The 12570-nt window shown below is 59.6% G+C and carries 12 protein-coding genes; 8 read left to right on the forward strand and 4 right to left on the reverse strand.

What is annotated here, in order from left to right; genetic code table 11:
• Positions 1 to 52 precede the first annotated feature (52 nt).
• From IMX17_RS07045 to IMX17_RS07080, 8 genes are all read left to right on the forward strand, one after another.
• A complete protein-coding gene (locus IMX17_RS07045) occupies positions 53 to 1099 on the forward strand; it encodes a 3-deoxy-7-phosphoheptulonate synthase (protein ID WP_033642899.1) in 1047 nt (348 codons plus the stop codon).
• A 105-nt stretch (positions 1100 to 1204) separates the two neighbouring features.
• The gene (locus IMX17_RS07050; RefSeq protein WP_033642898.1) at positions 1205 to 1690 is read left to right on the forward strand and encodes a glutathione peroxidase; all 486 of its coding nucleotides are present in this window, start codon (positions 1205 to 1207) and stop codon (positions 1688 to 1690) included.
• Positions 1691 to 1863: 173 nt separating this feature from the next.
• Entirely contained in the window at positions 1864 to 2046 is a 183-nt protein-coding gene (hemP, locus tag IMX17_RS07055; RefSeq protein WP_016927944.1) for a hemin uptake protein HemP, read from the forward strand.
• A 94-nt stretch (positions 2047 to 2140) separates the two neighbouring features.
• Positions 2141 to 4225, forward strand: a complete 2085-nt coding sequence (locus IMX17_RS07060; RefSeq protein ID WP_193549515.1) for a TonB-dependent hemoglobin/transferrin/lactoferrin family receptor — start codon at positions 2141 to 2143, stop codon at positions 4223 to 4225.
• A 66-nt stretch (positions 4226 to 4291) separates the two neighbouring features.
• Positions 4292 to 5329 carry a hemin-degrading factor gene (locus IMX17_RS07065; protein ID WP_193549516.1) on the forward strand — a complete coding sequence of 346 codons (1038 nt, stop codon included), beginning with the start codon at positions 4292 to 4294 and terminating at the stop codon, positions 5327 to 5329.
• Positions 5326 to 6156: a hemin ABC transporter substrate-binding protein gene (locus IMX17_RS07070; protein ID WP_046898504.1), complete on the forward strand. Its 831-nt coding sequence runs from the start codon at positions 5326 to 5328 to the stop codon at positions 6154 to 6156. Before IMX17_RS07065 ends, IMX17_RS07070 begins: the two co-directional genes overlap by 4 nt.
• Positions 6156 to 7160 (forward strand): iron ABC transporter permease, encoded by a 1005-nt coding sequence (locus tag IMX17_RS07075; RefSeq protein ID WP_046898505.1) that lies wholly within the window; start codon positions 6156 to 6158, stop codon positions 7158 to 7160. Before IMX17_RS07070 ends, IMX17_RS07075 begins: the two co-directional genes overlap by 1 nt.
• Complete coding sequence (locus tag IMX17_RS07080) at positions 7153 to 7938, forward strand: heme ABC transporter ATP-binding protein (protein ID WP_046898506.1); 786 nt, start codon at positions 7153 to 7155, stop codon at positions 7936 to 7938. Before IMX17_RS07075 ends, IMX17_RS07080 begins: the two co-directional genes overlap by 8 nt.
• A 37-nt stretch (positions 7939 to 7975) precedes the next feature.
• Here the strand turns inward: IMX17_RS07080 and IMX17_RS07085 are convergent, their stop codons facing one another.
• The 4 genes from IMX17_RS07085 to IMX17_RS07100 form a co-directional block, all read right to left on the reverse strand.
• Positions 7976 to 9418: a protein adenylyltransferase SelO gene (locus tag IMX17_RS07085; protein ID WP_046898507.1), complete on the reverse strand. Its 1443-nt coding sequence runs from the start codon at positions 9416 to 9418 to the stop codon at positions 7976 to 7978.
• 246 nt (positions 9419 to 9664) lie between these two features.
• The gene (locus tag IMX17_RS07090; protein ID WP_033642891.1) at positions 9665 to 10396 is read right to left on the reverse strand and encodes an EAL domain-containing protein; all 732 of its coding nucleotides are present in this window, start codon (positions 10394 to 10396) and stop codon (positions 9665 to 9667) included.
• 511 nt (positions 10397 to 10907) lie between these two features.
• Positions 10908 to 11921 carry a lipoate--protein ligase A gene (locus IMX17_RS07095; protein ID WP_046898508.1) on the reverse strand — a complete coding sequence of 338 codons (1014 nt, stop codon included), beginning with the start codon at positions 11919 to 11921 and terminating at the stop codon, positions 10908 to 10910.
• 59 nt (positions 11922 to 11980) lie between these two features.
• Complete coding sequence (locus tag IMX17_RS07100) at positions 11981 to 12445, reverse strand: NlpC/P60 family protein (protein ID WP_016927954.1); 465 nt, start codon at positions 12443 to 12445, stop codon at positions 11981 to 11983.
• Between the last annotated feature and the right edge of the window lie 125 nt (positions 12446 to 12570).

Consider the following 12570-nt stretch of genomic DNA (forward strand, 5'->3'; position numbering starts at 1 on the left):
CATCACTTCCCGGCGCTCCTGCCGCAGAGAAGAACAGTTTCCAGGGAACAACATGCACAAAACAGATGAACTGCGGACCGCGCGCATCGACAGCCTCGTCACGCCGCAAGCGTTGGCGGATAAGCTGCCGATCTCGGCGGCCGTCGCCGATAACGTGACAGCGTCACGTAAACGCATTGAAAAAATCCTTACCGGTGAAGACCGCCGCCTGCTGGTGGTGATCGGCCCCTGCTCCATCCACGATCTCGACGCCGCCGTCGATTACGCCGGCCGGCTGAACGCCCTGCGCGAACGCTACCAGGATCGCCTGGAGATCGTGATGCGCACCTACTTCGAAAAACCGCGCACCGTTGTCGGCTGGAAAGGCCTGATCTCCGATCCGGCGCTGGACGGCACCTTCCAGGTCAACCGCGGCATCGAAATGGCGCGCCGCCTGCTGCTGGAGGTGAACCAGCTCGGCCTGCCGACCGCCACCGAATTCCTGGACATGGTGGTCGGCCAATACATCGCCGATCTGATCAGCTGGGGCGCCATCGGCGCGCGCACCACCGAAAGCCAGATCCACCGTGAAATGGCCTCGGCGCTCTCCTGCCCGGTCGGCTTCAAAAACGGCACCGACGGCAACACCCGCATCGCCATCGACGCCATTCGCGCGGCGCGCGCCGGGCACATGTTCCTGTCGCCGGACAAACATGGTCAGATGACCATCTACCAGACCAGCGGCAACCCGTACGGCCACATCATCATGCGCGGCGGCAAAACGCCGAACTACCACGCCAGCGATATCGCCGCCGCCTGTGACAGCCTGCGTGAATTCGATCTGCCGGAGCACCTGGTGATCGACTTCAGCCACGGCAACTGCCAGAAGATGCATCGCCGTCAGTTGGAAGTGGCCGACAATGTCTGCCAGCAGATCCGCGCCGGCTCTGCCGCCATCACCGGCGTGATGGCGGAAAGCTTCCTGGTGGAAGGCACGCAGAAAATCGTCGCCGGCCAGCCGCTGACCTATGGCCAGTCGATCACCGATCCTTGCCTGAGCTGGTCCGACAGCGAACAGCTGCTGGCGATGCTGGCGGATGCCATCGATAGCCGCTTCTAGCCTATCGCAAGCCGGGGCCACGCCCCGGCTTTATCTCCCCTGTTTCGCTCATCTATACTGATCGCAATCCTTTAACACCCGCCGCAACGCACTGGGAGCCCCGGCATGATTCACTCTCTGTTATCCATCCCCTGCGTCACGCTGCAGGGCGAGCAAAAAACGCTGGGCGATTTCCCGGCGCGCGCTTACCTGGTGGTCAACACCGCCAGCAAGTGCGGCTTCACCCCGCAATACCGCGGGCTGGAAAATTTGTGGCAATACTATCGCGAACGCGGGTTGATGGTGCTCGGCTTCCCTTGCAACCAGTTTGGTTCTCAGGAGCCGGGCAGTCCGCTTGAGATCGCCAATTTTTGCAGCCTCAACTACGGCGTCAGTTTCCCGCTGTTCAACAAAATAGAGGTCAACGGCCCCGGTGCCCATCCACTGTTCAACGAACTGAAACGCCTGGCGCCCGGCATTCTGGGCAGCCGACGCATCAAATGGAATTTCACCAAATTCCTGCTCACCGCCGACGGCCAGCGCGTGACACGCTTTGCGCCGATCACCAAACCTGAGCGTCTGTTCGACCGTATCGAAACCCTGCTGAAATAATCCCCTCTTTTTTTACGGGCCGAGCGCGTTCGGCCCGTCGCCGGATGTCCGTTCGGCAAAAAGGTTCCATCGGTAAGAAAATTTTCCTTGATGTAACCTTTCCATCACATGATAATGATTCTCAATTTGATATTAATTACCATTTAATGGTCTGTTTTATAAGCACAAAGATGATGGATACTGCCAACACGCCAACTCCCGCCGCCGCGGCCCCGACCGAGCACAGCGCAAACGCGCCGCCCAGCTACGACAGCGCACAGCTGCTCGGCGCCGACGGTATCGCGTTCATTACCCATCAGGGCCAGCGCTATCAACTGCGGCAGACCAAGGCAGGGAAATTGATCCTGACCAAATAACCACAGCATCCTCAAACGCCAGCCACCCCGATCTTGTGATCCAGGCAGCCAGCAAATCTATTGATATGTTTCATTACATACGGAGAGTTGCACCATGCCTCTGACATTTTCCACCCGGCTGCGTTTTTCCGCGTTGAGTCTGGCGATTGCCTGCGCTCTGCCTACGGTGGCCTTGGCACAAAACACCAGCACGACACCCTCTTCCTCCCCCGCGACGCCGGCCAAAAAAGCCAAAGCCGCTGACGACACCATGACCGTGGTCGCCACCGGCAATCAGCGCAGCAGCTTTGAAGCGCCGATGATGGTGACGGTCATCGAAGGCAGTTCGCCGGAAAGCCAAACTGCGGGGACCGCTGCCGATATGCTGCGCCGCGTGCCGGGTATTACCGTCACGGGCTCCGGCCGCAGCAATGGGCAAGATCTCATGATGCGCGGTTACGACCGACGCGGCGTGCTGACGCTGGTCGACGGCATCCGCCAGGGCACCGATACCGGCCATATTAACGGCACATTTTTAGATCCTGCGTTGGTGAAACGCATCGAAATCGTGCGCGGCCCTTCTGCCCTGCTGTACGGCAGCGGCGCGCTGGGTGGCGTAGTGTCTTATGAAACTGTCGACGCCGCCGATCTGCTGTTGCCGGGCCACGACAGCGGGTTCCGCGTCTACGGCACCGCCGGCAGCGGCGATCACAGCTTGGGCATGGGCGCCAGCGCCTACGGCAAGACCGATAACCTCGACGGTCTGCTGTCGTTCGGCACCCGCGACGTCGGCAATCTGCGCCAGGGCAATGGCTTCGATGCCCCCAACGACGAAACCATCAACAACGTGCTGGCCAAAGGCACCTGGAAGATCGACGATAACCAGTCGCTGGGCGGCAACCTTCGTTACTACAACAACAGCGCCCAAGAGCCGAAAAACCCACAAACGCCAGCCAGCTCCGCTGGAAACTTAATGACCGATCGTTCGACGATCCAACGCGACGCGGCTCTGAGTTACAAACTGAAGCCGGTCGGCCAGGATTGGCTGGATGCTGAAGCGAAAGTGTATTACTCGGACGTGAAAATTAACGCGCACGCCAGCGGCAGCGAAGATGAAGCGCGCAAACAAACCACTAAAGGCGCCAAACTCGAAAACCGCACGCGCCTGTTTGCAGATACTTTCGCTTCGCACCTGCTGACCTACGGCACCGAGGCTTACAAACAGGAGCAAACGCCGGGCGGAGCGACCGAAAGTTTCCCGCACGCAAAAATCAACTTCGCTTCAGGCTGGCTGCAGGACGAAATCACGCTGCGCGATCTGCCCGTCACCCTGCTCGCCGGCACCCGCTATGACAATTACAAGGGCTCAAGTGACGGCTATGCCGATGTGGATGCGAACAAATGGTCCTCACGCGGCGCAGTCAGCATTACCCCCACCGACTGGCTAATGCTGTTCGGCTCCTATTCTCAGGCGTTCCGCGCACCGACAATGGGTGAGATGTACAACGACTCCAAACACTTTTCGATACCCATGGGGCCTACCACCCTCACCAACTATTGGGTGCCGAACCCTAATTTGAAACCGGAAACCAATGAAACTCAAGAGTACGGATTTGGTCTGCGTTTCGACGATCTGCTGCTCGCCGATGATAGCTTGCAGTTCAAAGCGAGCTATTTCGATACCAAAGCCAAGGATTACATCACAACCGACGTCACCATGGAGCTGGGACGCGGCCCGCGCGGCCCTTACTGCATCAGTTGCACCACCTTCTCGACCAATATCGATCGCGCAAAAATCTGGGGATGGGACGCTACGCTCAGCTATAAAACCTCTTGGTTCGGCTGGGATTTGGCTTATAACCGCACCCGCGGCAAAAATGAAGCGACCGGTGACTGGTTGAGCAGCATCAATCCGGACACCGTCACCAGCTCGCTGGATGTGCCGCTGGGCGAAACCGGTCTGTCCGCCGGTTGGGTCGCCACCTTCGCCGAACGCGCCACCCGCGTGCAGACGGGGACGCCGGAGCAAGGCGGCTACGGGGTTAACGACTTCTATCTGAGCTACAAAGGCCGCGACCGTCTGCAGGGCGTCACCACCACCGTGGTGCTGGGCAACGCCTTCGATAAAGAGTACTACTCGCCGCAGGGCGTCCCGCAGGATGGCCGCAACGCCAAACTGCTGGTCAGCTACCAGTGGTGATCATTTGACTATCTGGCGGACATCCGGTGTGTCCGCCATTCGCATCACAGCGCAGGAGAATCCCGCATGAGCAACACCCTGTACGAACGTTACCAACAGGCTAAAATCGACCATCCCGGCAAATACGCCCGCGATCTGGCGGCGATCCTTGGCGTCAGCGAAGCGGAGCTGACGCATGCCCGCGTTGGCCACGACGCCCGCCGCCTGCAGGCCGACGCCCGCACGTTGCTGACCGAACTCGAGCAAGTGGGCGTCACCAAGTCCATCACCCGCAACAGCTATGCGGTGCATGAGCAGATGGGCCGCTACCGCAACCAGCACCTCAACGGCCACGCCGGGCTGATCCTCAACCCGCGCGAGCTGGATCTGCGCCTGTTCCTCAACCACTGGACCAGCGTTTTCGCCATGAGCGAAACCAACAAGCGCGGCGTGCGCCACAGCATTCAGTTCTTTGACCCGCAGGGCGATGCGCTGCACAAGGTCTACACCACCGAGGAAACCGATCTGCCGGCCTGGATGGCGCTGGTGGAACGCCACCTGAGCGAAGAAAACCCGGCGCTGGCGCTGCAGCCCGCCGAGGCGGCCACCTCCGATGAAGCCACGCAGGATCATGCCAAAATCGACGCTGAATGGCGCGCGATGACCGACGTGCACCAGTTCTTCCAGCTGCTGAGCCGCAATAAGCTGACGCGCCAGCAGGCCTTCCGCGCCGTCGGCGACGATCTGGCCTATCAGGTGGACAACGGCGCGCTGTCGCAACTGCTGGAGGCGGCGCAGCAACAGCAAAATGAGATCATGATCTTCGTCGGCAACCGTGGCTGCGTGCAGATTTTCACCGGCCAGATCGAACGCTTGATGCCGCAGGAAGGCTGGATCAACGTGTTCAACCGCCGCTTCACGCTGCACCTGATTGAAAATGCCATCGCCGAAAGCTGGATCACCCGCAAACCGACCAAAGACGGCATCGTCACCAGCCTGGAGCTGTTCGCCGCAGATGGCACGCAGATCGCGCAGCTGTATGGCCAGCGCACCGAGGGCCAACCGGAACAAACCCAGTGGCGCGAGCAGGTCGCCGCGCTCACCGCCAAGGACATCGCCGCATGAAATCCTCCTTGATCCGCCGCCTGGCGTTGATGGTGACGCTGACGCTGCCGCTCACCGCCGCCGCGGCGCAGCGCATCGTCTCGATCGGCGGCGACGTGACGGAAATCGCCTTTGCGCTCGGCGCCGGCAACGACGTGATCGCCCGCGACAGCACCAGCCTGCATCCTGAAGCGGTGAAAAAGCTGCCGGACGTCGGCTACATGCGCCAGCTGAACGCCGAAGGCATTCTGGCGCTGAAACCGACGCTGGTGCTGACAACCGAGCTGGCGCAGCCGGCGCTGGTGCTCAAACAACTGGCGGACAGCGGCGTCAAGGTCGTCAGCGTGCCGGGTGACACCACCCTGCAGGCGGTGCCGCAAAAAATCGCCGCGATCGCCGCCGCGCTGCAGCGTGATGAGCAAGGCAAGCAGTTGAGCGAGCGCTATCAACAGCAGCTGGCGGCGGTCGATACCACTCCGCTGCCGGTCAAGGTGCTGTTTGTGATGAGCCACGGCGGCATTACGCCGATGGCGGCCGGGCAACACACCGCCGCCGACGCGGTGATCGCCGCCGCCGGACTGAAAAACGCCATGCAAGGCTTTGACCGCTACCGTCCGCTGTCACAGGAAGGCGTCATCGCCAGCGCGCCGGACCTGTTGCTGGTCACCACCGACGGCGTACGCACCCTCGGCGGCGAACAGCAGCTGTGGACGTTGCCGGGTCTGGCGTTGACGCCGGCAGGCAAGCAGCGTCGCGTGCTGATCGTCGATGACATGGCGCTGCTGGGCTTCGGTCTGGAAACGCCGGCGGCGCTGGCCAAACTGCGCCACGCGGCGGAGCAAAAGTAATGCGCTGTCGCACCTCGCCTCAGTTAGCCATCATCGGCCTGCTGGTGCTGCTGACGCTGCTGGCGCTGGTCGCCGCTAACCTGGGCGCGCTGACGCTGTCGTTTGGCACCCTGTGGCGCGAACCCTTTAGCGACGCCGCCTGGCACATCTGGCTCAACATTCGTCTGCCGCGCGTGCTGTTGGCGGTGGTGATCGGCTGTGCGCTGGCGGTATCCGGCGCGGTAATGCAGGGGCTGTTCCGCAATCCGCTGGCGGATCCGAGCCTGCTGGGCATCAGCAGCGGCGGCGCGCTGTTTGTCGCGCTGTTCATCGTGATGCCGCTGGCGTTGCCGGTGACGATCGCGTTGTATGGCCACATGCTGGCGGCGTTCCTCGGCAGCCTGCTGGTATCGCTGTTGATCTACGGCATCAGCCGCAGCGGGCACGGCAATCTGTCGCGGCTGCTGCTGGCGGGCATCGCGATCAACGCCCTGTGCATGGCGGCCATCGGCGTGCTCTCCTACATCAGCAGCGATCAACAGCTGCGCCAATTCTCGCTGTGGATGATGGGCAGCCTCAGCCAGTCGCAATGGCCGACGCTGGCCGTTTCCGCCTCGTTGATCCTGCCCACGGCGCTGCTGACGCTGCTGCAGGCGCGTCGTCTGAACCTGTTACAGCTGGGGGACGAAGAGGCACACTACCTTGGGGTGAACGTTCAGCGCGCCAAGCTGCAGCTGCTGCTGTTGAGCGCCCTGTTGATCGGCGCGGCGGTGGCGATGAGCGGCGTGATCGGCTTCGTCGGTCTGGTGGTGCCGCATCTGGTGCGCATGCGCCTCGGCGGGGATCACCGCTGGCTGCTGCCCTGCTCTGCTCTGGGCGGCGCCTGCCTGCTACTGGTCAGCGACACGCTGGCGCGCACGCTGGTGGCGCCGGCCGAAATGCCGGTGGGATTGATGACCAGCCTTCTCGGCGGCCCTTACTTCTTATGGCTGGTGATGCGCCAGCGGGAGCGAACCGGTGGATAACGCCGCCAACCTCACGGCCCGGGAGCTGCGCTACAGCCTCGGTACGCGCCGCTTGATCAACGATGTTTCGCTCAGCCTCGCCGGCGGTGAAATGGTGGCGATTATCGGCCCTAACGGCGCCGGCAAATCGACGCTGCTGCGTTTGCTGACCGGCTATTTGACGCCGGACTGCGGCGAATGCCGACTGCTTGGCCGCCCGCTGGAACACTGGGCGCCGCAGCAGTTGGCCAAAGTCCGAGCCGTGATGCGTCAATACAGCGATCTGGCGTTTCCCTTCAGCGTGGAAGAAGTGGTCAGCATGGGACGCGCGCCGCACGGCAAACGCGACGAGCACCAGGCGATCCAACAGGTGATGGCGCAGACCGATTGCCTGGCGCTGGCGCAACGCGACTATCGTCAGCTGTCCGGCGGCGAACAGCAGCGAGTGCAACTGGCGCGGGTATTGGCGCAGCTGTGGCAGCCGCAGCCGTCCCCCGCCTGGCTGTTCCTCGACGAGCCGACGTCGGCGTTGGATCTTTACCACCAGCAGCATACCCTGCGCCTGCTGCGCTCGTTGACGCGCCAACAGCCGCTGGGCGTCTGCTGTGTGCTGCACGATCTCAATCTGGCGGCGCTGTACGCCGATCGCATCCTGCTGTTGCATCAGGGGCGCCTGGTGGCGAGCGGCACACCGCAGGAAGTGTTGCAGACGGAAATCCTCACCCGCTGGTACCAGGCCGATCTCGGCGTGGTTCATCATCCCGAAGTGTCGTTGCCGCAGGTCTATCTGCGACAATGAAACGTTCAAGGGCGCCATGAGGCGCCCTTTTTTCATCTCAGCTAGAGCAGGAAATCTCCAGATGTTTGCCCCAGTCCGGCGGCAGCGCGGCGAGATCGTCATACTCCGGCGCATCGTCGAACGGCCTCAGCAGAGCCTGATGCAACCGCTGCAAACGGCCGACGTCGTCTTTCTCCGCATCCTCAATCGCTTGCTGGGCCAGGTAGTTGCGCAGGATCAGCCGCGGGTTCACCGCCTTCATCGCCCGTTGCCGCTCCGCATCGCTGACCTGCTCCTGCTGCAGACGCTGACGATATTGCTGATACCAGGCGTCGAAGGCCGTGCGGTCGATAAACTCATCGCGCAGCGGCGACTGCGCCTGTTGCTGTTCGGTTTCGCTCAACAGGCGGAACGTGCGGGAATAGTCCCGCCCTTCCTGGGCCATCAGGCTCAACAGGCCGGTCAGCACGTCGTTATCCTGCGCCGTCGGCGTGAAGAAGCCCAGTTTGGCGCGCATCTGTTCGCCATAGGCGCGCATCAACACCGGTTCATACGCCGCCAACGCTTGCTGCAGCTGTTCGGCGGTCATCAGCCCCGACAAGGTTTGCGCCAGACGATGCAGGTTCCATAGCGCCACCGCCGGCTGATTATCAAAGGCGTAACGCCCTTGATGGTCGGAATGGTTACAGATATAGCCGGGCTGATAGTCATCGAGGAAGCCGTAAGGGCCGTAATCGATGGTGATGCCGAGAATCGACATGTTGTCGGTGTTCATCACGCCGTGGGCGAATCCGACGGTTTGCCAATGGGCGATCAGGCGCGCCGTGCGTTCGACCACGTCGGTAAACCACAACAGGTAACGATCGGCCTGATCCTGCAACTGCGGCCAGTGACGGGCGATGACGAAATCCGCCAGCTGCCGCACCTGCTCCGGCTGTTTGCGGTAATAAAAGTGTTCGAAGTGACCGAAGCGCACATGGCTTTCCGCCACCCGCAGCAGCATCGCGCCGCGTTCCGGCTGCTCGCGGTATACCGGTTGTTGACTGGTGACAATAGTTAACGCACGCGTGGTGGGGATCCCCAGATGGTGCAACGCCTCAGAGGCCAGAAACTCGCGGACAACCGAACGCAGCACCGCGCGGCCATCCCCCATGCGTGAATATGGCGTCAGCCCGGCGCCCTTCAGGTGCCAGTCGCGGTGACTGCCGTCCGCCAGGACTTGTTCGCCCAGCAAAATGCCGCGCCCATCGCCCAGCTGCCCGGCCCAGACGCCGAACTGGTGGCCACTGTACACCTGTGCCAACGGCTGCATGCCCGGCAGCAGCGTTTCCCCCGCCCAAATCGGGGTTTTATCCTGAGTAAACCAACTTTCATCCAGCCCCAGCTCGCGCGCCAGTGGCTCACTGTGGTACAGCAGGCGCGCATCCTTGAGCGGCGTCGGGTTCAGGGCGGTGTAAAAACCGGGTAGTTGTTGGTAGTAAGCGTTATCGAATTGCGGCATAGGCCCTCCGTTTCAGCGTAGTGTAGAGCCTGAACGGGAGGATTAACACCGAAGGAATGCAGGGAGAACGCATCCGCCTGTCGCCAGAACGGATGCGGGAGATTTCGCGTGAGGAAACGCGCTTGAACGTCGGCTGACAAACGCGATTATCAGCAAAAACGTGGGGGAATAACGGCGACTGAATCACGCTAAACACCACCCCGGCGCTTATTTACCTCATTGTGTGTAGTTTTTTTGTATCACTTCTTAATTATTGAACTCGCTGGGCATCGCCAGCAAAGCTTGCAGATTATCCACACCAACGCTGGGCCATAAAAAACCTTGCAGGCCTAAAACACCGGCGTATCTGAGTTTATTAAAGTACTCTTTTTTCTCTATTCCTCCGACGATCACGCCTTTACACAACAGGTTGATATTCTTTAACAACGAGTCGATGACCACGTCATACCCCTGATGGGTAAACAGCTGCCAGTAAAAACGCTTGTCTATCTTTACGTAGTCAAACAAACCATCGTACAACGCGGTCAGCGTGGCTTTACCGGAACCGAAATCATCGAGCCACAGCGTAAACAATTCGCTTAATCGCCGCACGCTCGTATTGTTCTTTCCGGCAGAAAGATTCGGAAAACTCTCACTCATTTCAAATGCAATAAAAGGATATTGCCGGATCCTCTGGCACAAGGCCGGATCGGAAAGAATAAGCTCGACGATGGTTTCTTCGATATTGATGGTCAACTGCACGCTGTTACCGGTAAACCAGGCAGCATGCTGCTCCGCCAGTCTCAATTGCTCATTAAATAACTCAATCCTTTGTTCAGGCGCCAATAAATTAATCCCAATTTCGGCCGGCATGGCTAAATCACCGTCGAGACTGTTGAAACGGCTCAACATTTCCACCGCCAACAGCCCACCCTCCATTGAGTAAACAGGTTGAAAAACATAGCTACTAATAAAGTCAGCTTCGAGTTGGATGTTCATTTTAATGCCACAGGATGAATGGCTAGCGTATCATCGTATATCAATATATTTTATCGATCAATCCTTCTGGGATTAATCGGAAATATCAATGCAAATGCTCGTAAAATATCATTTAATTGATAGATTAAAGCTATACGACAATCGCGAACGGCGCAAAGAAAAGCAGCCGCACTTATGCCAGTTTTCTCGTTCGGCGCGTGATGCGAAAAGATATTTGGCTTAAGTGGAATGGATTTGAGGCCAAATTTGACTTATCTCCTTTGTTTTAATTAAGAAAAATCCTAAATAAAGTAAAATAATCTTTCTGACTTAACGCCAATTTTTCCGGCCGTTAACGATGACTGATTAAATTTAATAACGCATCAATTCCGCCCGTTATTCGCAGCATTGAAAACCTGAAAAAATGCCCACCTTGATTTTCAGAAAATCTGCGCTACGCCCAGCGAAACGTCGCTTTCAGCGATAAAAAAAGGGATGAGCACGCTCATCCCCTCGCTGCCAGACCGCCCGGCTAGCGGATGGTATCGCTCAGCCATTGCCGCAGCTCGGTCAATTCAGCCGCCTGTTGCGGATAGGCCGCCACCAGACGGTCGCAGCAGGCGGCGACGGGCTCACTGCGGTACGCGCAGCCCACCAGCATGTCCGCCAACCGCTGTAGCGGAGCCGGATTCAGGCTGTCGGTGAATACCTGCGCACGAACAATTGTCCCCTTCTCTACATCGAAGAACAGGTCCACGCCGCCCCAGACGAAGCGTTCATTCAGCAGATGGCTGAACGCCGGCGCCTTGCCGAAATTCCATTCCCAACTGCTCTGTTTGGCGAACTGCGCGGCAAAATCGGGCAGGTCGGGAAATACATCCGGCGAAATGATCTCCGGCTCGGCCGTCTCGCCATAGTGGGCGAAGAAGGCCTGCACGATCGCCTCACACACCTGCTCATGGCTGATGCCCGGCAAAAACTCCGCCAGGTTGGCGACGCGCGAACGCACCGAGGTGATGCCCTTGGCCTGCAGTTTTTTGGGATCCGGATTGAGGTAGTCCGCCAGCCGCTCCAGATCGGCATTCAGCAGCAGCGTGCCGTGGTGGAAACCGCGATCCTGCGTTTCGCGATAGGCGGAGCCGGATATTTTGCGCGGCCCGTCGGCAGTTTCCATCACCAGGTCATTGCGCCCCGATGCGCCGGCCGTTACGCCCAACTGCCGCAGCGCTTGCAGAATGATGTTCGTGGAGACGCTTTTATCGTACCCCGGCTTGCCGGCCATAAAGGTGAAACAGGTGTTGCCCAAATCGTGGAATACCGCCCCGCCGCCGCTGCTGCGCCGCGCCAGCCGAATGCCATCCTGTTCCATACGCCGGGTGTTGCACTCTTTCCAGGGGTTCTGCGACTGGCCGATCACCACCGTTTCAGCATTGCGCCACAGGAAGAGGATTTTTTGCGTGGTCATTTCGCGGAAGATGCACTCTTCCACCGCCAGGTTGAACCAGGGATCGTAGGAGTCGGAGATCAGTAAACGCAAACTGTTCATGGCAGGCACCGTTCAAAACACGTGATGCCGCCATGATACACCAAATCAACGGGTTAAGGCTAAATGCGCCGCGCCTGCCAGTACACCCGCTTCCAGTAGACGTTATCGAGCGAGGAGCGGATCACCCCGCGGCTGGTCGAAGCGTGGATAAATTGGTCGTTGGTATCGTAAATGCCGACGTGCAGACCGTTCTCACCGCCGCCGGTTTTGAAAAACACCAGATCGCCCGGCATCAGTTCGTCGCGCGAGACCTTGGTGCCCAGCGAGGTTTGCTCTTCGGTCGAACGGGGCAGCTGCATATCGAAGCGATCGCGGAACGTGCGGTAAACAAAGCCGGAGCAATCCACGCCGCCGCGATCCAGGCCGCCGTAACGGTATGGCGTGCCGTACCACTGGCGCAGTTGTTCATTGAGCTGGGCCACCACCACGATAGAATCCGCCAGGCGGCCGCTGGGTGGCGGCGCATGGCTGCTGCAACCGGCGAGGATTAAACTGGCTAATAAAAACCACACACGCATCCGCATAATATCCCTTCATTGAACACGTTGCCGCATTATGCCATTCGGTACACCACTACACTGCCTGCGAGGCAAAGCCGGCACCACGTAAGGAAAGCGCTATTTCGCGTTAATTTATCTCCCGCACGGGG

Source organism: Serratia sp. X3, assembly GCF_014982455.1.
GTDB lineage: Bacteria > Pseudomonadota > Gammaproteobacteria > Enterobacterales > Enterobacteriaceae > Serratia > Serratia ureilytica.

Excerpts from the sequence above, each read along its gene's own strand:
- IMX17_RS07045 (WP_033642899.1), top strand. The coding sequence starts at position 53 with ATGCACAAAACAGATGAACTGCGGACCGCGCGCATCGACAGCCTCGTC.
- IMX17_RS07050 (WP_033642898.1), top strand. The coding sequence starts at position 1,205 with ATGATTCACTCTCTGTTATCCATCCCCTGCGTCACGCTGCAGGGCGAG.
- hemP (WP_016927944.1), top strand. The coding sequence starts at position 1,864 with ATGGATACTGCCAACACGCCAACTCCCGCCGCCGCGGCCCCGACCGAG.
- IMX17_RS07060 (WP_193549515.1), top strand. The coding sequence starts at position 2,141 with ATGCCTCTGACATTTTCCACCCGGCTGCGTTTTTCCGCGTTGAGTCTG.
- IMX17_RS07065 (WP_193549516.1), top strand. The coding sequence starts at position 4,292 with ATGAGCAACACCCTGTACGAACGTTACCAACAGGCTAAAATCGACCAT.
- IMX17_RS07070 (WP_046898504.1), top strand. The coding sequence starts at position 5,326 with ATGAAATCCTCCTTGATCCGCCGCCTGGCGTTGATGGTGACGCTGACG.
- IMX17_RS07075 (WP_046898505.1), top strand. The coding sequence starts at position 6,156 with ATGCGCTGTCGCACCTCGCCTCAGTTAGCCATCATCGGCCTGCTGGTG.
- IMX17_RS07085 (WP_046898507.1), bottom strand. The coding sequence starts at position 9,418 with ATGCCGCAATTCGATAACGCTTACTACCAACAACTACCCGGTTTTTAC.
- IMX17_RS07090 (WP_033642891.1), bottom strand. The coding sequence starts at position 10,396 with ATGAACATCCAACTCGAAGCTGACTTTATTAGTAGCTATGTTTTTCAA.
- IMX17_RS07095 (WP_046898508.1), bottom strand. The coding sequence starts at position 11,921 with ATGAACAGTTTGCGTTTACTGATCTCCGACTCCTACGATCCCTGGTTC.
- IMX17_RS07100 (WP_016927954.1), bottom strand. The coding sequence starts at position 12,445 with ATGCGGATGCGTGTGTGGTTTTTATTAGCCAGTTTAATCCTCGCCGGT.